The organism is Chlorobium sp. (assembly GCF_036528655.1).
GTDB lineage: Bacteria > Bacteroidota > Chlorobiia > Chlorobiales > Chlorobiaceae > Chlorobium.
Window position 1 is genome coordinate 129252 of sequence record NZ_JAIGND010000030.1, and the last position, 20357, is coordinate 149608.

General features: G+C 54.1%; 19 protein-coding genes and 1 tRNA gene. 14 read left to right on the forward strand and 6 right to left on the reverse strand.

Annotated features, from left to right (window positions below):
* Positions 1 to 12: 12 nt before the first annotated feature.
* The 12 genes from hypD to K4305_RS08450 all read left to right on the forward strand — a co-directional run bounded on the left by hypD (position 13) and on the right by K4305_RS08450 (position 13139).
* Positions 13 to 1110, forward strand: a complete 1098-nt coding sequence (gene hypD / locus K4305_RS08395) for a hydrogenase formation protein HypD (protein ID WP_331561968.1) — start codon at positions 13 to 15, stop codon at positions 1108 to 1110.
* Entirely contained in the window at positions 1107 to 2150 is a 1044-nt protein-coding gene (gene hypE, locus K4305_RS08400) for a hydrogenase expression/formation protein HypE (RefSeq protein WP_331561969.1), read from the forward strand. Before hypD ends, hypE begins: the two co-directional genes overlap by 4 nt.
* A 120-nt stretch (positions 2151 to 2270) precedes the next feature.
* Positions 2271 to 3167 (forward strand): glucose-1-phosphate thymidylyltransferase RfbA, encoded by an 897-nt coding sequence (gene rfbA, locus K4305_RS08405; protein WP_331561970.1) that lies wholly within the window; start codon positions 2271 to 2273, stop codon positions 3165 to 3167.
* A 92-nt stretch (positions 3168 to 3259) separates the two neighbouring features.
* Positions 3260 to 3847, forward strand: coding sequence for a dTDP-4-dehydrorhamnose 3,5-epimerase (gene rfbC, locus K4305_RS08410; RefSeq protein WP_331561971.1), 588 nt, complete (start codon positions 3260 to 3262; stop codon positions 3845 to 3847).
* Positions 3848 to 3882: 35 nt separating this feature from the next.
* The gene (gene rfbD / locus K4305_RS08415) at positions 3883 to 4761 is read left to right on the forward strand and encodes a dTDP-4-dehydrorhamnose reductase (RefSeq protein WP_331561972.1); all 879 of its coding nucleotides are present in this window, start codon (positions 3883 to 3885) and stop codon (positions 4759 to 4761) included.
* Between the two features lie 13 nt (positions 4762 to 4774).
* The gene (rfbB, locus tag K4305_RS08420; RefSeq protein ID WP_331561973.1) at positions 4775 to 5818 is read left to right on the forward strand and encodes a dTDP-glucose 4,6-dehydratase; all 1044 of its coding nucleotides are present in this window, start codon (positions 4775 to 4777) and stop codon (positions 5816 to 5818) included.
* A 120-nt stretch (positions 5819 to 5938) separates the two neighbouring features.
* Complete coding sequence (locus tag K4305_RS08425) at positions 5939 to 6382, forward strand: hypothetical protein (protein ID WP_331561974.1); 444 nt, start codon at positions 5939 to 5941, stop codon at positions 6380 to 6382.
* Positions 6383 to 6431: 49 nt separating this feature from the next.
* Positions 6432 to 7409: a UDP-glucose 4-epimerase GalE gene (gene galE / locus K4305_RS08430; protein ID WP_331561975.1), complete on the forward strand. Its 978-nt coding sequence runs from the start codon at positions 6432 to 6434 to the stop codon at positions 7407 to 7409.
* Positions 7410 to 7429: 20 nt separating this feature from the next.
* Positions 7430 to 8872 (forward strand): mannose-1-phosphate guanylyltransferase/mannose-6-phosphate isomerase, encoded by a 1443-nt coding sequence (locus K4305_RS08435; RefSeq protein WP_331561976.1) that lies wholly within the window; start codon positions 7430 to 7432, stop codon positions 8870 to 8872.
* 132 nt (positions 8873 to 9004) lie between these two features.
* Positions 9005 to 9223 carry a hypothetical protein gene (locus K4305_RS08440; protein ID WP_331561977.1) on the forward strand — a complete coding sequence of 73 codons (219 nt, stop codon included), beginning with the start codon at positions 9005 to 9007 and terminating at the stop codon, positions 9221 to 9223.
* Positions 9224 to 9390: 167 nt separating this feature from the next.
* Complete coding sequence (gene ileS / locus K4305_RS08445; RefSeq protein WP_331561978.1) at positions 9391 to 12645, forward strand: isoleucine--tRNA ligase; 3255 nt, start codon at positions 9391 to 9393, stop codon at positions 12643 to 12645.
* A 59-nt stretch (positions 12646 to 12704) separates the two neighbouring features.
* Positions 12705 to 13139, forward strand: coding sequence for a TraR/DksA family transcriptional regulator (locus K4305_RS08450; RefSeq protein WP_331561979.1), 435 nt, complete (start codon positions 12705 to 12707; stop codon positions 13137 to 13139).
* Positions 13140 to 13246: 107 nt separating this feature from the next.
* Here the strand turns inward: K4305_RS08450 and purF are convergent, their stop codons facing one another.
* The gene (gene purF / locus K4305_RS08455; RefSeq protein WP_331561980.1) at positions 13247 to 14740 is read right to left on the reverse strand and encodes an amidophosphoribosyltransferase; all 1494 of its coding nucleotides are present in this window, start codon (positions 14738 to 14740) and stop codon (positions 13247 to 13249) included.
* Between the two features lie 259 nt (positions 14741 to 14999).
* On the opposite strand from purF, the gene K4305_RS08460 reads away from it, so the two are divergent.
* Positions 15000 to 15518 (forward strand): hypothetical protein, encoded by a 519-nt coding sequence (locus tag K4305_RS08460; protein ID WP_331561981.1) that lies wholly within the window; start codon positions 15000 to 15002, stop codon positions 15516 to 15518.
* 121 nt (positions 15519 to 15639) lie between these two features.
* On the opposite strand, the gene K4305_RS08465 is transcribed toward K4305_RS08460, so the two are convergent.
* Positions 15640 to 15712: transfer RNA gene (locus K4305_RS08465), tRNA-Ala, on the reverse strand.
* A 159-nt stretch (positions 15713 to 15871) separates the two neighbouring features.
* Between K4305_RS08465 and K4305_RS08470 the strand changes: the two genes are divergently transcribed.
* Positions 15872 to 16753, forward strand: a complete 882-nt coding sequence (locus K4305_RS08470; RefSeq protein ID WP_331561982.1) for a cell division protein FtsX — start codon at positions 15872 to 15874, stop codon at positions 16751 to 16753.
* A 96-nt stretch (positions 16754 to 16849) separates the two neighbouring features.
* Here K4305_RS08470 and nfo read toward each other — a convergent pair whose 3' ends face one another.
* From nfo to purN, 4 genes are all read right to left on the reverse strand, one after another.
* Positions 16850 to 17701 (reverse strand): deoxyribonuclease IV, encoded by an 852-nt coding sequence (gene nfo, locus K4305_RS08475; protein WP_331561983.1) that lies wholly within the window; start codon positions 17699 to 17701, stop codon positions 16850 to 16852.
* Between the two features lie 65 nt (positions 17702 to 17766).
* Entirely contained in the window at positions 17767 to 18756 is a 990-nt protein-coding gene (locus tag K4305_RS08480; RefSeq protein ID WP_331562215.1) for a glycosyltransferase family 2 protein, read from the reverse strand.
* Between the two features lie 149 nt (positions 18757 to 18905).
* Positions 18906 to 19568: a 7-carboxy-7-deazaguanine synthase QueE gene (locus K4305_RS08485; RefSeq protein ID WP_331561984.1), complete on the reverse strand. Its 663-nt coding sequence runs from the start codon at positions 19566 to 19568 to the stop codon at positions 18906 to 18908.
* The gene (gene purN, locus K4305_RS08490) at positions 19565 to 20179 is read right to left on the reverse strand and encodes a phosphoribosylglycinamide formyltransferase (protein WP_331561985.1); all 615 of its coding nucleotides are present in this window, start codon (positions 20177 to 20179) and stop codon (positions 19565 to 19567) included. The genes K4305_RS08485 and purN overlap by 4 nt, the downstream gene beginning before the upstream one ends.
* Positions 20180 to 20357: the final 178 nt, after the last annotated feature.

The window sequence follows — 20357 nt, forward strand, 5'->3', positions numbered from 1 at the left end:
CCTGCAGGCATCATGAAACATATCGACGAATATCGCGATCCGGAATTGGTCTCACGTCTTGTCGAGGAGATCGGTAAGAGGGCTGCAAAGTCCTGGACCATCATGGAGATCTGCGGAGGGCAGACTCATTCGATCATGCGTAACGGACTGGACCAGCTGCTTCCGCCGAACATCCGGCTCGTGCATGGGCCGGGGTGCCCGGTGTGCGTGACGCCGCTGGAAACCATCGAGCGTGCGCTGGCTATTGCCGCCATGCCGGGGGTGATTCTCACGAGTTTCGGCGACATGCTTCGCGTGCCCGGCAGCCAGAAAGACCTTTTCATGGCTCGGAGCGAGGGGGCGGATGTGCGCATCGTCTTTTCGCCGCTCGAAGCGTTGCAGATCGCGCGTGACAATCCATCGAAAGAGGTGGTGTTTCTCGCCGTCGGCTTCGAGACCACGGCTCCGGCCAACGCGATGGCCGTCCGGCAGGCGGCGCGGGAGGGGCTATCAAACTTCAGCGAACTCGTGAGCCAGGTGATGGTGCCTCCTGCCATGCGGGCGATTCTTTCGTTGCCCGGCAACCGGGTGCAGGGCTTCCTCGCCGCCGGGCACGTCTGCGCCATCATGGGGTGGGAGGAGTACGAGCCGGTTGCCGAAGAGTTCGGCGTTCCTGTCGTACCCGCCGGATTCGAACCGGTCGATCTGCTTGACGGCATTCTGAAGGTGGTTGAAATGCTCGAAGAGGGGCGCGGCGGCGTGGTGAACGCTTACGGGCGGGTGGTCAGCCGCGAGGGCAACCGCGAGGCGCGGCGTGTCATGAACGAGGTGTTCGCGGTGGCCGACCGTCCGTGGCGCGGTATCGGCGTCATTCCGAAGAGCGGCCTCGTGTTGCTTCCGGAGTACGCCCGCTTCGACGCCGAAAAACGTTTCGACGTGGGCCACATCGCCCCCCAGGAGTCGCCTCTGTGCAGGAGCGGCGAGGTGCTTCAGGGTCACCTCAAACCCTCCGACTGTCCGGCTTTCGGACGGGAATGCTCCCCGCAAACCCCGCTTGGCGCAACGATGGTCTCCTCCGAAGGAGCCTGCGCCGCTTACTATCGGTATCACCGCAATCCTTTCGTATTATGACAGAGCCGTTCAGTTGTCCGCTCCCGATACTTCGGCATGAAACCGTTCAGATGGCTCATGGTGCGGGTGGTCGCCTGTCGCAGGAGTTGACGGCGCGGGTTTTCACGCCCCGTTTCAGCAACCGCTTTCTCGACCAGCTTGACGACCAGGCAAAACTCGACCTGCCTTCAGGCAGGATTGCTTTTACCACCGATACCTATGTTGTTGTCCCGTACGTTTTTTCCGGAGGGACCATAGGGACGCTCGCAGTCAACGGAACCGTCAACGATCTGGCCGTCGGCGGAGCACGGCCGCTTTACCTCAGCGCGGGGTTCGTGCTTGAAGAGGGGTTTCCGATTGCCGATCTTGAGCATATCGCCGAAAGCATGGCGGCGGCTGCCGTCGAGGCCGGAGTGATGATCGTGACCGGCGATACGAAAGTTGTACAGAAAGGTTCCTGTGACGGTATTTTTATCAATACATCCGGAATCGGCGTGCTCCGCGACGACGTTTCTCTCTCCTGCCGAAACCTGAAACCCGGTGACTGCATTCTGCTTTCCGGCACCATCGGCGATCATGGAATGTCGATTATGACGGCACGTGAAAGACTTTCTTTTCAATCGGCTATCAGAAGCGACTGCGCCCCGCTCAACCGGATGATCGCTGCGGTGCTCGATGAGGTTCCTGAGGTTCATGCCATGCGGGATCCTACCCGCGGCGGCGTTGCTTCCGTTCTAAACGAACTGGCAGTTTCATCCTCGGTAGGCATAGATATCGATGAGAACGCCATCCCGGTTCGGGATGATGTGCGGGGCGCTTGTGAACTGCTCGGTATCGATCCCCTGCATGTCGCAAACGAGGGAAAACTCATTGCAGTCGTTCCGGCACAGGAAGCCTCGAAGGCGCTCGAAGTGATGCGGCGTTTCGATGAAGGACGACAGGCTGTTTCTGTTGGATCGGTTACGGCAGATCATGCCGGAATGGTGGTTATGCGGACAGCCTTCGGCAGCAGGAGAATCATCGATCTGCCTCTTGGGGAACAGTTGCCGAGAATCTGCTGAAAAGTAACAGAAAATACGAATAGTTGTTGCATTCCTGCTTCACTGGTATTATTGTTGTGTAACACTCTGGATAATCCCCCATGATAATCCGTTACCGTACAGAAAGAGAATAGAACTGCTATGAAAGGAATCATTCTTGCAGGCGGTTCCGGCACCCGCCTTTACCCGATTACGAAGGGTATCTCCAAGCAGCTGCTGCCGGTATACGACAAACCCATGATCTATTATCCGCTTTCCGTGCTGCTGCTTGCCGGTATCCGCGATATTCTCATTATTACGACGCCCGAAGATCAGCCGATGTTCATCAGGCTGCTTGGTGACGGGCGGGAGTGGGGAATCGACATTTCCTACACCGTTCAGCCGTCACCGGATGGTCTTGCGCAGGCGTTCCTGCTTGGCGAGACCTTCATTGGAAGCGACGATGTCTGCCTGATCCTTGGTGATAATATTTTTTTCGGTTACGGATTCAGCGGTATGCTCGAACGTGCTGTTCAGAGCGTTCGGGAAGAAGGAATGGCCAATATTTTCGGTTACTATGTGAGTGACCCGGAGCGTTACGGCGTAGCGGAATTCGATGCGGCCGGCAATGTGCTTTCCATCGAGGAAAAGCCTGCAAACCCGAAATCGAATTATGCCGTGGTCGGTCTCTACTTCTACGATAATGATGTCATCGATGTTGCAAAACAAATAAAACCGTCTGCCCGCGGCGAGCTTGAAATTACTTCGGTAAACGAAGCGTATATGAACATCAGCCGGCTTAAGCTCAATAATATGGGTCGGGGATTCGCGTGGCTCGATACCGGAACGCACGACTCGTTTCAGGAGGCCGGAAATTTCATAGAAACCGTGGAAAAACGACAGGGCCTGAAGATCGCCTGTCCGGAGGAGATCGCCTGGCGCAAAGGGTGGATAGGCGACGAACATCTCAACCGGCTCGCCCAGCCGCTGTTAAAGAGCCAGTACGGGCAGTATCTTCTGCGTCTGCTCGGGCAGACGAGGGAGAGTTCCGAGTTCTGAGGAGGCAGTGGGCTGCCGGATGTGCCGGATCATTCAGATCCGTCCGATATGGAGTCCTGCCTTCTTGTCACTTATTGCTGTTTTAATTCATTATGCAAGTAATAGCAACCTCCATTCCCGACGTTCTGATTTTCGAGCCGAAGGTGTTCGGCGACGAGCGGGGCTATTTTCTCGAAACTTTTCGGCAGGATGTCATCGAAAAGCATATCGGCAAGGTGAATTTCGTGCAGGATAACGAGTCGAAGTCGTCGTACGGTGTGCTGCGCGGCCTGCATTTCCAGAAGCCGCCATTTACCCAGTCGAAGCTTGTGAGGGTCGTTTACGGGCGGGTACTCGATGTTGCCGTCGATTTGCGCAAAGGCTCGCCCTGGTATGGAAAGCATGTTGCGGCAGAGCTCGATTCGGCGACAAAGTCCATGATGTGGATTCCCAGAGGATTTGCTCACGGATTCCTGGTTCTTTCGGAGGATGCTGTGTTTTCCTACAAGTGCGATAATTATTATGCGCCGCAATACGACGGCGGTGTTATCTGGAACGATGAGGCCGTTGCAATCGACTGGCCGCTTCCGGCAGAAGCGGTGCGGGTGTCGTCGAAGGATTCGGCCCTGCCGGATTTGTCTGCGGCGGACTGCTTTTCTTATGAGGCCTGTTCCCGCGAAGTCCTTTACGGCGGACGATAAACGGTATCCTTTCATCCATCAGCATGAACCACCCCATGAACATTCTTGTAACCGGAGGAAACGGGCAGCTCGGTACGGCGATAAAGGAACTCGTCGGGCTATATCCGGACTGGCGGTTTTCGTTTTACGATCTTCCTGAACTTGATATTGCAAGCGAGGTGCAGGTAACGGACGCGGTGCGGAGTACCGGATGCGGCGTGATCGTCAACTGTGCGGCCTATACCGACGTGGATCGGGCCGAAACCGATCAGGGTACATCATACAGGGTCAATCGTGACGGGGCGGCAGTACTTGCCCGATCCGCGAAAGCCTACGGCGCTCTGCTGGTGCATGTTTCAACCGATTACGTCTTTAACGGCAGAGCCTGCAGGCCATACACCGAGTCCGATTCTCCCGATCCCCTCGGCGTCTACGGGCGCTCGAAACTCCAGGGCGAAGAGCAGATAGCGGAGATAGCCCCGTCATATCTGATCATCAGAACTTCGTGGCTTTACTCGCTGCATGGCCGGAATTTTCTGAACACGATGCTTCGTCTCGGTGCGGAACGTGAAAGGCTCGATGTGGTGTTCGATCAGGTCGGAACGCCGACAAGGGCTTCCGATCTTGCCTGCGCGATCCTGTCGGTGATCAGCAGGGCGGAACCGGGCAAAGGGTATGCGGGCCTCTATCACTACTCGAACGAGGGGGTCTGTTCCTGGTACGATTTCGCAACGGCAATCATGAGGCTGCGCGATCTGCCATGCAGGGTGAGCCCGATCGAGAGCGCCGGCTATCCCACTCCGGCACCAAGGCCTCTGTACAGCGTACTCAACAAAGGAGCGATAAAGACCGATTGGGGAGTCGATATTCCCCATTGGTACGATACGCTCGCCGACCAGCTGAAAACCAGTCAAGCCAACCAGCCATCAAGCTAACCAGCATAAAGCCATGCACATACTTATCACGGGCGGAGCGGGGTTCATCGGGTCCCATGTGGTACGCCATTTCGTCAGCGCCCATCCAGACTGCCGGATTACCAACCTCGACAGCCTCACCTATGCGGGCAATCTCGAAAACCTGAAGGATATCGAGCGGAAGCCGAACTACCGGTTCGTCAGAGGCGATATCACCGACCGTGCCTTTATCGGAAGTCTGTTCGACGAAAACCGGTTCGACGGGGTCATCCATCTTGCGGCAGAGTCGCATGTGGATCGTTCGATAGCCAGTCCGCTGCAGTTCGTGCTGACCAACGTCGTCGGCACGGTGAACCTGCTCGATGCAGCACGAAGCTGCTGGAACGGGGATTTCGTCGGAAAGCGCTTCTACCATATTTCAACCGACGAGGTGTACGGTTCGCTCGGCAGCGAGGGCATGTTCACCGAAGAGACCCCTTACGATCCGCACAGCCCCTACTCGGCATCGAAGGCTTCGTCGGATCATTTCGTGAGGGCCTGGCACGACACCTACGGGCTGCCGGCGGTCATCAGCAACTGCTCGAACAATTACGGCCCTTACCAGTTTCCCGAAAAACTGATACCGCTCTTCATCAACAATATTCTTCTGAAAAAGCCGCTTCCGGTTTACGGAAAAGGAGAAAACGTGCGGGACTGGCTCTGGGTGATCGACCACGCTGCGGCGATCGACCTCATCTACCACGAGGGAAAGAATGGCGAAACCTATAATATCGGCGGTCATAACGAGTGGAAAAACATCGATCTCATACTGCTGCTGTGCGACATCATGGACCGGAAACTTGGCCGCAAGCCGGGGGAGTCCGCAGAGCTGATAACGTATGTAACCGACCGGGCGGGCCACGACCTGCGTTATGCGATCGATTCCGGAAAACTGCAGCGCGAATTGGGATGGAGCCCGTCGATTCGTTTCGAGGAGGGGCTGGAGCGCACGGTCGAGTGGTATCTCGCCAATCAGGAGTGGCTCGATAAGGTGACTTCCGGCGCATATATGGAGTATTACGAAACCATGTACCATTGACAGAAATCCGGGGGTAATTGCTATATTTTCGTACAGCAGGCATGGGCTCCCGATAGTGCGGGGCTGCCTGACGAAACTGAGCCATAATGGCTGTCCGAAGTCAATTCATGGAGGTACATCATGAAAACACATAACGATATTGCCTACCGGTTTCTTCTGGCCGAGGGGTTTCTTGGAGAGGCTGAAGTTGATTTCAGCCTGAAACGCTGGCGAGCCTGCGTTTCGGGTTCGATACTCTGTATCGAAAACTGCGGTATAGCCGTACTCATGCTCTTCGGGGTATCGAGATCGACCCATCATCCGGAGAAACATCTGCCGCAGCTGCTTGCCGAGGGAACGGTTTCTGACGAGGTCGCTCTTCTGATCAGGGAGCTGCTTCCCGAACTGGAACAGCACGATTCACATGAAAAAATGCTGGCCAAGTATGGACGGGAAGCCGGGCACCAGTCGCCCTGGGAAATTTTTTCCGAAAATCAGGCAGAAGACGCGATTTCCGGAGCAAGAAAGAGTCTTGCGGTCAGCAGGAAGCTCAGGGAGATTCTGGAACCGGGTGTTCCTGACTGATAACCGGCATGATGTGCCCGGTTTTTTCTGAACGTTTATCTTTTTTCGTATGCGCATTCTCGTAATCGGCGGCGCCGGCTATATCGGCAGCCATGTTGTCAGGGCATTTCTCGACAGCGGTTATCAGGTGACGGTGTTCGACAATCTTTCTACCGGTACAAGGGATAATCTGTTCGAAGATGCCGGATTCATCCATGGAGATATCATGCATCCTGCCCGTCTCGGCGCTGCCATGGCAGCCGGGTTCGACGGCTGCGTGCATCTTGCGGCACTCAAGGCTGCCGGCCAGTCGATGCTTTACCCCGAGCAGTATGCCGAGGCGAACCTTGTCGGGACCATCAATATTCTCAATGCTGCAACGGCGGCCTCGCTCGGCAGGGTTATTTTTTCTTCGTCGGCAGCGGTGTTCGGCAGCCCCCGTTATCTGCCTATCGATGAAGAGCACCCGAAGGAGCCTGAAAATTTCTACGGGTTCACCAAACTTGAGATCGAGCGCCTGCTGGCCTGGTATGACCGCCTGAAAGGGATGAAATATGCTGCGATCCGTTACTTCAACGCAGCCGGTTACGACGTCGCCGGCCGAATCCGGGGACTTGAACGCAATCCTGAAAACCTGCTTCCGGTCGTTATGGAGGTTGCTGCCGGTTTTCGTCCGCAACTTTCGATTTTCGGAGACGATTATCCTACACGGGACGGTTCCTGCATCCGCGATTATGTTCATGTCAGCGATCTGGCGGCGGCGCATGTGAGATCTTTCGAGTATATTCGCGAACATGAAGAGAGCCTCTCGGTCAATCTCGGCAGCGAGCATGGGATCAGCGTACTTGAAATGGTCGATCGGGCTCGCCGTATAACTGGCAGACCTATTCCCGCAGCGGTTACCGGCCGACGTGCAGGGGATCCCTCGGAACTGGTGGCTTCGTCAAAAAAAGCCCGCGAGCTGCTCGGCTGGCGGCCGCAGTTCAGCGATGCCGATACCCTGATTTCTTCGACGTGGCGAGTCTATCAGGATCAGTTGCGATCTTAACTTTCAATCACTTCCTCCATATGATTATTCCAGTCATTCTCAGCGGCGGAGCCGGAACCCGGCTATGGCCGCTTTCCCGTGCGCTCTACCCGAAACAGCTGCTTCCGCTTATGACGGACAAAACCATGCTGCAGGAGACCGTTCTTCGTCTTGGCGCGCTCGACAACGTCGGCCCGGTATGCTGCATATGCAATGAGCAACACCGTTTTCTGGTCGCAGAACAGCTGCATGCAGTTACCGGAAACATTGGGGGAATCATTCTCGAACCTGCCGGCCGGAACACGGCGCCGGCAGCTGCGGTCGCAGCTCTGCATGCGCTTTCGGAACATGAGCTGCCGATTCTGCTGCTTCTTCCAGCCGATCATGTGATTCGCGATGCCGAAGCCTTTGCCCGCGCAGTCAGTACCGGTTATGATGCGGCTGCCGCGGGTGCCCTCGTTACGTTCGGTATCGTACCTGCCGGTCCGGAGACCGGGTACGGCTATATCAGGGCTCAGGCCGGAGGAGAGACAAGCGAGGGCGCCTTTCCCGTGCTCGAGTTTGTCGAGAAGCCCGATCGGGTGACGGCGGAGCGATATATCGCTTCCGGCGGCTACTACTGGAACAGCGGGATGTTTCTTTTCAGGGCGGACGTCTTTCTCCGCGAACTTGAGCAGCTCAATCCGGAGATGCTCGCTCTCTGTCGTCGGGCTTTCGAATCGGCTGCCGTTGACCTTGATTTTCTGCGACTCGACAGTTCCGCTTTCACGGCGTGTCCGGCTGATTCGATCGACTATGCGGTTATGGAAAAAACGTCGCGAGCGGTCGTCGTTCCTCTCGATGCGGGCTGGAACGATGTGGGCGCATGGTCGGCCCTCTGGGAACTGAATGAACATGACGATGCATCGAACGTACTCAAAGGCGACGTGCTGGTGGAGGATGTCCGGGACAGCTATATTCACGCCACCAGCCGTCTTGTCGGCGCCGTGGGCGTCGATAATCTGATTATCGTCGAAACGCCCGACGCGGTTCTGGTTTCGTCTCGCGACAAGGTTCAGGAGGTGAAGTCCATTGTCCGCAAGCTGCAGGATTCCAAACGGGTTGAAGCCGAAACGCATCGACGTGTCTACCGGCCCTGGGGATCTTACGAGACCGTCGATCTTGCAGACCGGTTCCAGGTCAAACGCATTATCGTCAAGCCGGGAGCCGCGCTTTCGCTGCAGAAGCACTTCCATCGCGCAGAACACTGGATCGTCGTGAAGGGTACTGCACAGATAACCGTCGGAGACCGGCAGATCACGCTTGGAGAGGACCAGTCCACCTATATACCGCTTGGATCGCTGCATCGTCTCGAAAATCCCGGCAAAATACCGCTGGAACTGATCGAGGTGCAGACAGGCAGCTATCTTGGAGAAGACGATATAGTCCGTATCGACGACCGTTACGGCAGGATTCCGGATTCCGGTGCCGCAACAGTCCGGTAAGCGTCTATCACGATTTCCGGCTCCGATACGGCAAAGCGCTTAATGCCGCTGTGCGGCTTTGATAGCTTTGCGAAAAATATTACATTGCAGACAGTATCCAGAAATAACGAGATAATTTAAACCACTGTAACCATGGCCGAAGAAACGAAAACGCCCGCACAGGGTCAGCAGAGCCGCGGTGGCGATGCGGTTAAAGGTGACTTTTCAACCATACTCGTAGGCGTCGGAACCTTACTCGACAGCACCCTTACTCCTTTGAGCAAGATGGTTGCACAGGCTCTCGACTCTCTGACGGTTGTTGCCAAACAGATTCTTGACGGAGTCAGTTCTTCTCTTGGCGACAAGAAATAATGGAGTAACATTCCTGGATTGTTATTTTCGTTTTTCTCTCGCATAGACTTTACAGGCAGACTGTTCCGGGACGGAAAGGTCTGCCTGTTCTGTTATGCGCCGCATAATTGCGTATTATTATTTTTTGTTTTTCCGTTCATTCGTGTCTGCCTGAATCGAAATCTTTTATGTCCCATACCTTTCCCGAATATGCAACCGGCTTACCCTACAGCGCTATCGAAAAAGAGGTGCTGTCCTACTGGAACGAGCGCCGGATCTTTCGCAAAACACTTGAAGAACGGGCATCTGCAGATGTCTTTTCCTTCTATGAAGGTCCACCGACGGTCAACGGCAAGCCTGGCGTTCACCATGTATTCAGCCGAACCATCAAGGATGTCGTCTGTCGTTACAAAACCATGCAGGGATTCCAGGTGCCGCGAAAGGCCGGCTGGGATACTCACGGTCTGCCGGTCGAGATTTCGGTCGAAAAAAAACTCGGTCTTAAAAACAAATCCCAGGTTGTCGAATACGGTGAAGGCGAGTTCAACGCTGAAGCCCGCGCCCTTGTTTACCATCATATCGAAGATAACCGCGAAGGGTGGGGCAGGCTGACCGAGCAGATGGGGTACTGGGTGGATATGGACGATCCTTATATCACCTGCGACAATAATTATATCGAATCGGTCTGGTGGGCGCTGAAGACGATATTCGATAAGGGACTTATATATAAGGATTACAAGATCGTGCCGCAGGATCCCAAATCGGAGACCGTGCTCAGTTCTCATGAACTGGCGCTTGGCTACAAAGAGGTAAGCGATCCGAGCGTCTACGTCAGGTTTCCCGTCATTGGCTCGGATGAGAGTCTGCTGGTCTGGACTACCACTCCGTGGACGCTGATTTCCAACGTTGCGCTTGCTGTCGGCGCCGATATCGATTATGTCAAGGTTCGCAACAAGGCTACCGGCGAAGTGCTCATTCTTGCCCTGTCGCGACTTTCGGTGCTTGTCGAAAAGGACGAGGAGGGAGCTTCGCTCTGGGAAGTTACGGCCTCCATGAAGGGCAGGGATCTTGAGGGTCTGGAATACGAACCGCTTTTTCATTATATGCAGCCGCTGAAACGGTGCTGGTATGTTGCGACAGCCTCGTTCGTTTCGACCGGCGACGGTACCGGCATCGTGCATATCGCGCCGGCTTTCGGCGCGGACGATTATGAGCTTTCGCGGCAGTACGATCTGCCCATGCTCCAGCCGGTCGCCCGCAATGGCTGTTTCACTGCCGAGGTTCCCGATTATGACGGGATGTTTTTCAAGGATACCGATCCGCTGATCATCCGTCAGCTCAAGGAGGCCGGGAGGCTTTACCGCAGGGAGACCATCACCCACACCTATCCCTTTTCATGGCGTTACGACGTGCCGGTCATCTACTACGCACGCGAATCGTGGTATATCAGGACGACCGCAATTGCCGACAGGATGGTGGAACTTAACCGGACCGTCAACTGGTGTCCTCCGGAGATCGGTTCCGGACGTTTCGGCAACTGGCTCGAAGAGAACAAGGACTGGGCACTGTCGAGAGAACGGTTCTGGGGCTCTCCGCTTCCGGTATGGGTGTCGGAAGATTTCGCTATCGGGGATACAGTCGAATCGGGCAGGCTGTTTGCGATCGGTTCGGTCGCCGAACTGCGGGAGGGGTTCATCGATATCGGCGGAGAGCGTCATCTGCTCGGCGAGGCTCTCGACCAGGGTCTTGTGGAGCTCGACCTGCACAAGCCGTTTGTCGATCGCATCTACTTCATTCGTGACGGTGTGCGCTTCAAACGCACGCCCGAGCTGGTGGACGTCTGGTTCGACAGCGGTTCAATGCCTTTTGCGCAGCTGCACTATCCGTTCGAGAACAGGGAGACGTTCGAAAAAACCTTTCCGGCGGATTTTATTGCCGAAGGGGTCGATCAGACCAGAGGCTGGTTCTATACCCTGCATGCCATAGCGACCCTGATTTTCGATAAGACTGCCTACAGGAACCTCATCGTCAACGCCCACATTCTCGACCGTGAAGGTCAGAAAATGTCGAAATCGAAGGGCAACGTGGTCGATCCGTTCGAGACGATGGAGCGTTACGGGGCGGATGCACTGCGCTGGTATCTGCTGGTGTCGAGTCCTCCGTGGAGGCCGAAATCCTTCAATACCGCGGAAATCGAGGAAGAGCAGCGCAGGTTTTTCAGGGCGTTCATCAACAGCTACAACTTTTTCGTGCTTTACGCGAACGTCGACGGGTTCACCTACGCCGAAGCGGACATTGCACCTGAAGAGCGTTCGGAACTCGACCGCTGGGTGCTATCCTGCCTCAATACCCTGGTGGAGCGGGTTACCGGGCGAATGGAGCAGTACGATCTCACGGGGGCGGTTCGGCTGATCAGCGACTTTACCGTTGACGACCTTTCCAACTGGTATATAAGGCGCTCCCGGAAACGGTTCTGGAAAAGCGAAATGGGCCCCGACAAACTGGCAGCCTACCAGACGCTCTACACCTGTCTGGTGACCGTTGCGAAACTGCTTGCGCCGTTCACGCCGTTCATTGCCGAAAGGATCTACCTGAACCTTAACGGCACGAGCGGGCGTGAGGCATGGGAATCGATACATCTTGCGGATTTTCCCGCAGTCGAAAGATCTCTGGTCGATCTGCCGCTTGAAGGGCGTATGAAAAAGGCGCAGACCGTGAGCTCGCTTGTCCGTACCATGCGCGAGAAGGCCTCCATCAAGGTGCGTCAGCCGCTCAAGCGCATCCTGCTTGCCGTCAGCGGTCCGGCAATGCGGAGCGACTACGAACTTGTAGCCGGCATTATTCTCGATGAGGTCAATGTGCAGAAGATTGAATATGTCGAGGACGAAGGCTCGGTCATCAGCAAGAAAGTCAAACCGAACTTCAAGACGCTCGGTCCCCGATACGGCAAGGATATGAAAATGCTTGCCGACGCCATCCGGCTCATGACACACCGGCAGATCTCTGCAATCGAGAAGGAAGGTCGATTGTCACTGGAGTTCGACGGACGGATTTTCGGGATCGAACGGCAGGACGTGGAGATCATGCATGAGGATATCGAGGGTTGGCTTGTGGCGTCGGATGATGTTCTGGGAATCATGGTGGCGCTCGATACCGAAATGAACGAGGAACTTGAAATGCTCGGTCTTGCCCGCGAGCTGGTAAGCAGGATACAGTCGCTTCGCAAGGAGAGCGGGCTTGAGATTACCGACAGGATCAGGCTGCAGATCGCCTGCAGCGAAAAACTTCTCGATGCGGTCAATCGAAATGATGCGTATATTAAAGAGGAAACTCTTGCATCCTCTCTTGAAACCGCACTGTTCGGAGCGGAGCTGCAAAATGGTGCTGAAGAGTTGGTAAACGGTGAAATGTGCCGGTTATCACTTGAAAAGTCATGTTGTTAGTCGTATACTACATATCTTTTTTTACGGTTTACCGTCAGAACATGTAAATCATAGCTATCATGGCCAAAAAAACCGGCAGCATGCCAGGAAAGGAAGTAGAAGGAGCGGACGAGCCGATCCTGACGAAAACCTATCTGAGCGATGAGGAGCTTGAGCATTTCAGGCAGCTTCTGCTCAAAAGAAGGGAAGAGGTGCTTCGCGATCTCGATATTCTTCGTTCCTCGCTTTCGGACGAGAATGTGGAAGACTCGATTAACTCCAACTACTCCATGCACATGGCCGATCACGGCACGGAGACCATGGACAGGGAGCAGCGGTTCATGTTTATCGCTCGCGACGAGAAGTATATCGGCTACATCGATCAGGCGCTTGACCGGATCCGTAACAAAACCTATGGCATCTGTGTGAAGTCGGGGAAGCCGATTCCCAAGAAACGCCTTGAAGCCGTACCCCATACTGCAGTGCGCATCGAATTCAAGCAGGGCAAGAAATGATTGCCGCACTTCCGGATCGAGCGGAAGTGATCAGAAAAACATAAACGCAAAGCGCCTTCCTCGGAAACGGAAGGCGTTTTGTGTTTTCTGTCCCTGACTTTTTGTTCTCAATCGTTTTCTTCCTTGTCGGTGGTTGCGTCGCTGACCTGTATAGGGTAATCGCCGCTGAAACAAGCCGTGCAGTAACTGCATGTTTCGTCTTCAAACGACGGAACGCTGTTGAGCAGTCCCTGCATTGACAGGTACTTCAGGGAATCGACTCCGATATACTCGCGGATTTTTTCTATTTCGTCCTGCTCGTTTTCTGCCGTATCGAACAGATGGGTAAGCAGCTGGCGCTTGGTGGGAAAGTCCATGCCATAGAAGCAGGGATTGGTGATCGGCGGCGAGCTGATGTGCAGATGGATGGATTTCGGATCCGCTTCTCGGATAAGCTTGATCAGCATTTTTGCCGTCGTGCCTCGTACGATGGAGTCGTCTATGAGGATAATGGGGCGGTCGACCAGTACCCCCCTGACGATATTGTATTTCGAGCGGACTTTGATATCCCTGCTCTGGATGCCCGGCTGGATGAATGTCCTTCCGACATAGTGGTTTCTTATGAGGCCGTGTTCGAAACGGGCCGGCTTTGCCATTTTATTGCGTTCGCGAACGAATCCCAGCGCGGCGGTATTCGACGAGTCGGGGACGCTGACCACCGTAATATCTTTTTCTCCCGGCTGCTGTTCGATATTTGATTCACGCGCAAGGTTTTTGCCGAGGTTTCTTCTGACCTTGTCGACCGAATGCTTGAAAATGAAGCTGTCCGGACGGGCAAAGTAAACGTATTCGAATATGCATCGGGCTTTGCGTTTCGATGGAGGCAGGAAGATCGAAGTGGGATTTTCATTCGCTACGGCAAGGTGATCGATCATGAGGATCTCTCCCGGCTCGATATCCCTGATATATTCTGCCTGGATGATGTCGAATGCGCAGGTTTCGCTGGCAACGATATAGGAAAGCTCGCCGGTGAGCGGATCTGTTTTCCTGCCGAGCGCGAGAGGGCGGAACCCGTAAGGGTCTCTGGCCGCTATCATCTGGTTGTTGGCCAGGATTACCATCGAGTACGCACCCTGAACCTGACGCAGCGCATCGTAAATCTGGTTCAGCGGTTCTTTCTCGCGGCTTCTTGCCGCAAGATGCGGAATGATTTCGGTATCGGACGAAGCCTGGAAAATGACGCCGAGTTCGGTCAGTTCGCGTCGCAGCGCCCTGGAGTTGGTGAGATTGCCGTTATGTGCTATGGCGAGGCTTCCGGAGCGGTAGGTAAGGGAAAATGGCTGAACGTTGTTTGAGGATTTGGAGGAACCGGTTGTGGAATATCGATTGTGGCCGATGGCCGCATATCCGGAAAGGTTGTCGAACAGCGATTCATCCTTGAATACCTCAGAGACCAGGCCCATGCCTTTGTGCTGCTTGAACAGGGTTTTTTTCTTTGCCTTGTTGTATTCTGCCACTACAATACCTGCGGCTTCCTGTCCCCTGTGTTGCAGTGAGTACAATCCGTAAAAGGTATCTTCAGCGGGAGTTTTAGAGTTGAAAATGCCGAAAACTCCACACATATGCTTTGGAATGTTAAGTTTATGTAAACTTTACCGATGCCAAATTCGGCAAATGAAAGCAATGATCCAAACGGAAAATGGAAAATAATCGTTGCACGTTCCTCCCTGCATGGGTACTAATTATAATCTCTGGCGAATATGATCCGGGATTGATGCATGCCGCAAGGAATTGTATGCCGCCGGAGCCGGTTTATAGTGCATGTGCAACCCGCTTGATTGCCGGGTATTGCATTGACTGTAAAACAAAACAGTAACAACTATGGCATCGTTTTTGAAAAAAGCGCCCGAGGCACCCGGGCCCGCCGTCTGGATTTCGGTAACCCTTCTCTGGGGGACGGTTTTCTTTTTCACCTCTTCGTGGATGCTTGGCATCGCTGCCGGCATTATGGGAACGGGAGATTTCAGGGTATCCGGCAGCGAGATGTTCCGCGTTTATCTCTATCATATTCCCGTTTTGCTCGCTTTCGCTCTTGTCGCCATGATGGTGAAAAATCTGCTCGATCCGCAAGGAAGAAAACAGGTGCAACGTCAGCAGTCCGTCGTTGACGGCAAACGCGAGCGGCTGTTCGTATCGTTTGCCGGCAGTATTGCCACAAGTTTCTTTTTTACGGGTCTGACGGCTTCGACTTATCTGTGGAGTGCCGGTTTTACAGCCATACCCGTTAATCTTCCAATGCCGGTCGTAGGCGTTGCTTCGGGTCTGAATATTCTTGCAGGTCTTGCCGCATCGCTTCTTGTCGGTGTTGTGTTTATTGCGACGAAGGTAGGGCGGAAGTGAGGTACCTGGATTTATCGCACGCTGTCGGGCCAGGCTCTCTGTTCAGTCGAAGGCGAAAGAGGGCACGGGCAAATGCAGGAAACGAAAAAAGCGCAACCGATGAGTTGCGCTTTTTTTATTGTGGAGCTAAGGAGACTCGAACTCCTGACCCTTTGCATGCCATGCAAATGCTCTACCAACTGAGCTATAGCCCCGTTCCGACGTTCTAATTAAAAGAAAAAAAAATTGTTTTTGCAACTTGTTTTCTACATTCTTAGAAAAGAATCATGCTGGGAACAACGGGGGTATCTCTATGCCTTGTCATGCGGTCTGCCTGAGAACATAAGAGATGTACCCGGCAAAATAACAAGGTTATGTCTTTCTCATATATCATCAAGGAAGGGTTTTCAGGCATCGGAAGAGCAAAGATGCCGGCGGCCGTGACCGTTACCGTCAGTTTTTTCTCTCTTGTGCTTCTTGGGCTTTTCAGCACGGTTTCGCTGAGTTTTTTCGATCTCATGCAGGAGCTGCGCAGCAGGGTTGAACTCGAAGTATTTCTCGGGGAATCACTCAGCGAAAAGCAGGCTGCCGGGATTACCGAAAAGGTGAGGGAGCTTCGGGGCGTCAGGGAAGCGGACTATGTTTCGAAACAGGATGCGGCGGCGATTTTTTTACATGATTTCGGCGAGGATGTGGTAAGGATACTCGGTTCGAACCCTCTTCCCCGTTCAATCCGCATGAAGTTCATTCCCGAGTATGCCAGCCCCGACAGCATCAAACAGGTGATTCCGCTGATCAATGCGATCTCTCCCGGTCTCGAAGTCCGCTATAACCAGCAGTATCTCGGCCAGATCGAGCAGAACGGCAAGCTCTTTACCCTGCTGACCGGCGGTATCGGAATGCTCATTGCCGTGGCCACGGTCGTGATGATCGGTTACACCATCAGGCTTGCCCTCTATTCGCGTCAGGAGAAGATAAAAACCATGCGGCTGGTAGGCGCTACGGGCTGGTTCATCGGCGCGCCATATATCATCGAAGGTGCTCTTCAGGGACTTCTTTCCGGTCTGCTTGCCGCCGGAGCGGTCTATCTTGTTTTCGAGCAGATCCTGTACAATTATGAACCCGGAGTCTATCAGGTGCTGCATCCATCGGCCATCATCATCTATCCGGCTATAGTTCTGCTCGGTCTCGGTCTCGGAGTATTCGGCAGCGCCCTGTCGGTCGGCCAGTATCTCCGGACCGTTTCAAAAAGATAACCAGGGAAGGCGGCTTCACTCATGCACTGACGATTGTTTTCTCCGGCGATTGTTTTTATAATAAACCGATTGGCGTCAGCACTCAGAACCCGGAACTCAGCACTCGGAACCAGCCCACCCGTAAAGCATCGTTATCTCATCCGCCCATCCGTCGGAATCCGGAGTTTCAAGGATGAGAGGCATCTCGTCGAAGAGCGGATGTTGCATGATGCATATAAACGCTTCTTTTCCTATAGCGCCCCTGCCAATGCATTCGTGCCGGTCCAGACGGCTTCCAAGCTGTTGTTTGGCATCGTTCAGATGCATGGCTTTCAGATAGTGTAATCCTACGATCCGATCGAATTCTGCAATGGTTTTTTCAAGAGCATCTTTTGTTCTGATGTCGTATCCTCCCGCAAAAAGATGGCAGGTGTCGAGGCAGATGCCGACCCTGGTTTTATCCTCGATGAGCTCTGCAAGCATCGCAAGCTCTTCGAAAGAGCGGCCGATATTCGAACCCTGGCCTGCGGTGTTCTCTATGACGGCTGTTACCCCTTTTGAGCGATCGAGGGCCATGTTCACCGATTCTGCGATCAGCCTGATGCACGCGTCGGGATCGATCCTGTTGAGATGGCTTCCGGGATGGAAGTTCAGCATCGAGAGGCCCAGCTGTTCAATTCGCATCATCTCGTCGAAAAACGCGTTGCGCGAGCGTTCCAGTTTGTCGGGTTCAGGGCTGCCGAGGTTGATGAGATAACTGTCATGCGGCAGGATGTGCTCTGGAAGGTAGCCCCCATCGCTGCAGTTTTTCCGGAATGCGTCGATCGAAGCGGCACTGAGTGCCGGAGCTTTCCATTGCCGCTGGTTTCTGGTGAACAGCGCGAAAGCCTTCGCCCCGATTCGCGAAGCCTGCAACGGGGCGTTTTCTATTCCTCCCGCAATACTGACATGTGCGCCTATCCGTTTCATTTATAATGGGTAATGGGTAATGGGTAATGGGGAGAATCTGTTTGTCACCTCCCGTCTTCTGTTTTCTAATGGTCTCGGAGTTGTGCTTCCTGCTGCTGCGAGAGGTTGCTTGTTTCTTTGACCGTATAACGATTGCCTCCCTGTGCCGAGGTCGAGAGCATTTCTCCGAGCAGACCGGTGGAGAACAGCTGGGCTCCGAGAATGATGAGCAGAATGCCGAGGAACAGGATGGGGCGGTTGCTTACTGGTTTGAGGTTCAGAATCTTGTCGAGCGTAACGTACAGGCTTATGGAAAAGCCCGATAAAAAACTGATCAGGCCGGCCATACCGAAGAAATGCATGGGACGTCGGAAATAACGCGTGATGAAAAGCACTGCGAGAAAGTCGAACAAACCGGCAAAAAAACGGGCAGAACCGAACTTCGTCGACCCGTATTGCCGCGGACGGTGGTTGACCGGCAGTTCGGTTATTCTGAATCCGTTCCATCCGGCAAGTACCGGAATGTAGCGGTGCATCTCACCATGCAGCTCTATTTTTTCTATCACCTCCCGACGGTAAGCTTTTATGCCGCAGTTGAAGTCGTGTAGGGGGATACCGGTAAAGAAACGCGTAACGGCATTGAAGAGCTTTGAAGGAATGGTCTTTCCAGGAGGATCCTGCCGCTCTTTCTTCCATCCGCTTACCAGGTCGTACCCTTCGAACAGTTTCGCTGCAAGCGGTCGAAGCGATGCAGGATCGTCCTGCAGATCGGCATCGAGCGTGCAGACCACGTTGCCTTCAGCCGTTCGGAACCCTGCCGTGAGGGCTGCGGTTTTGCCGAAGTTCCGCTGGAAAGATATCAGCCGGAGTTCGGGGTTCGAAGCGCAGAGCGTTCGGGCAAGAGCCGTCGAGCCGTCGGTCGAACCGTCATCGACAAGGATAATTTCGAAGCTGAACGGCGCGTCGAACAATCTCTGCAACTCCGGATCATCCATGGCATCATAAAGCTGCCCGATCAGCTCGGGCAGCGACTGTTTTTCATTGAAAAACGGTATGACAAGCGAGAGCGACGTCAAAATCAATGAGTGAATTAAATGATAGCGATACTGCCGTGTAACAGGAAAACAACAAAGTATGAAATCCTCAGGTATTTACAGCCAGCTTGCTCATGCTGTATTGCCAACCGGTCAATCAGCTTATCGGCGGCAATGCAGCACAGGGGCACTTACACTCCTCTCATATCCGGCGGCCAGATATACTTGTGCAACTGCAACTGTATCCTTACGTTCAGTCGGTCGTCGAGTATCCATCGAGCAAGTTTTTCGGGCTCGAGTTCCCCGAATATTACGCCCATCATTACCGTGCAGGCGTCCATGATCCTTGTTTCCTGAAGCAGCTTCCTTGCCCAGAGGTAATCTTCCCGATCAGCCACCACAATTTTAAACTCGAACATACCCTGAGTGCTGCTCTTCTGACGCAAAGCGAGCAAAATATTTTCAGGGTTGTTTTCCTTGCAAACCCCCGAAGAAGGGGTTTTGAGGTCGATGATCCTGTGCACTCGAGGGTCAACATTCGCAACTGAAAGGAATCCCCCGGTTTCCAGGAGCACGTTCGCTCCTGTGTTGCACAGCTTTTCCATAAGCGGATGAACTTCCGGTTGAAGCAACGGCTCTCCGCCGGTGATCTCCACCAGCGGAGAACCGATTTTCGCAATCATATCGATAATTGTGTCGATCTCCATGTCCGTGCCGGGCAGCTCCGCATATGCCGTATCGCAGAAACGGCAGCCGTGTCCGCATCCTGAAAGCCGGATGAAGGCGCAGGGCCATCCGGCAAATGACGACTCCCCCTGGATGGAGTGGAAAATTTCAGAAATCCTGAGCGTCATTGTGCCTGTGCGGCTTTCAGCTCCTCAAGAAACGTTTCAAGCGCTGCCGGATATAGCCGGTGTTCGCAGGCAAGCACCCGTTCGGCAAGTGATTCGGGTGTGTCCTCCTTCAGCACCGGAATGCATTCCTGCCGCACGATGCGACCTTTGTCGTACTCTTCATTTACAATATGTACCGTGGCTCCGCTTTCGGCCTCTCCTGCGGCCAGTACCGCCGTATGCACGTGGATGCCGTACATTCCTTCTCCCCCGAATTTGGGCAGCAGGGCTGGATGGATGTTGAGTATCCGGTCGTGATAAGCCGCTACAACCGCGTCAGGCACTTTGCGCATGTATCCTGCCAGCATGACGGCTTCCACTCCGTGCATATGCAGTGCATCGAGCATGGCTGCAACGAACTCATCGAAGGAGACAAACTGCTTTTCCGAAATATGTGCAGCCGCGATGCCGTTTTCGCGAGCGTACTCCATGGCGCCGCACTTGGAGCGGTTGGAAATGCAGAGTACGATTTCCGCATCGAGCGGCTTTTCGGCTATAGCCTTATGCAGGGATCTGAAGTTGCTGCCGGTTCCCGAGCAGAACACGGCAAGACGGGTTTTATGGTTGGGCATGTGGTCGGGTTTTTCTGCAAAACAGAGAGTTCTTTTGCCTTAATATGCATCCGGGGACGGCTTTTTTCAAACAGCAGGAAAATCAGTTCAGAAGCAGAACATCCCATTATGCGGTTTCGGCAGTTCCGAAACGGTGGAGTTCATTCTTTCGTTAGATATTCTGTACTCTTTTTCTTGC

Excerpts from the sequence above, each read along its gene's own strand:
- K4305_RS08440 (WP_331561977.1), top strand. The coding sequence starts at position 9,005 with ATGGCCGAAGAAACGAAAACGCCCGCACAGGGTCAGCAGAGCCGCGGT.
- hypE (WP_331561969.1), top strand. The coding sequence starts at position 1,107 with ATGACAGAGCCGTTCAGTTGTCCGCTCCCGATACTTCGGCATGAAACC.
- ileS (WP_331561978.1), top strand. The coding sequence starts at position 9,391 with ATGTCCCATACCTTTCCCGAATATGCAACCGGCTTACCCTACAGCGCT.
- K4305_RS08435 (WP_331561976.1), top strand. The coding sequence starts at position 7,430 with ATGATTATTCCAGTCATTCTCAGCGGCGGAGCCGGAACCCGGCTATGG.
- K4305_RS08460 (WP_331561981.1), top strand. The coding sequence starts at position 15,000 with ATGGCATCGTTTTTGAAAAAAGCGCCCGAGGCACCCGGGCCCGCCGTC.
- purF (WP_331561980.1), bottom strand. The coding sequence starts at position 14,740 with ATGTGTGGAGTTTTCGGCATTTTCAACTCTAAAACTCCCGCTGAAGAT.
- K4305_RS08425 (WP_331561974.1), top strand. The coding sequence starts at position 5,939 with ATGAAAACACATAACGATATTGCCTACCGGTTTCTTCTGGCCGAGGGG.
- hypD (WP_331561968.1), top strand. The coding sequence starts at position 13 with ATGAAACATATCGACGAATATCGCGATCCGGAATTGGTCTCACGTCTT.
- rfbB (WP_331561973.1), top strand. The coding sequence starts at position 4,775 with ATGCACATACTTATCACGGGCGGAGCGGGGTTCATCGGGTCCCATGTG.
- rfbD (WP_331561972.1), top strand. The coding sequence starts at position 3,883 with ATGAACATTCTTGTAACCGGAGGAAACGGGCAGCTCGGTACGGCGATA.
- rfbA (WP_331561970.1), top strand. The coding sequence starts at position 2,271 with ATGAAAGGAATCATTCTTGCAGGCGGTTCCGGCACCCGCCTTTACCCG.
- K4305_RS08485 (WP_331561984.1), bottom strand. The coding sequence starts at position 19,568 with ATGACGCTCAGGATTTCTGAAATTTTCCACTCCATCCAGGGGGAGTCG.
- K4305_RS08470 (WP_331561982.1), top strand. The coding sequence starts at position 15,872 with ATGTCTTTCTCATATATCATCAAGGAAGGGTTTTCAGGCATCGGAAGA.
- rfbC (WP_331561971.1), top strand. The coding sequence starts at position 3,260 with ATGCAAGTAATAGCAACCTCCATTCCCGACGTTCTGATTTTCGAGCCG.
- purN (WP_331561985.1), bottom strand. The coding sequence starts at position 20,179 with ATGCCCAACCATAAAACCCGTCTTGCCGTGTTCTGCTCGGGAACCGGC.
- nfo (WP_331561983.1), bottom strand. The coding sequence starts at position 17,701 with ATGAAACGGATAGGCGCACATGTCAGTATTGCGGGAGGAATAGAAAAC.
- K4305_RS08450 (WP_331561979.1), top strand. The coding sequence starts at position 12,705 with ATGGCCAAAAAAACCGGCAGCATGCCAGGAAAGGAAGTAGAAGGAGCG.
- galE (WP_331561975.1), top strand. The coding sequence starts at position 6,432 with ATGCGCATTCTCGTAATCGGCGGCGCCGGCTATATCGGCAGCCATGTT.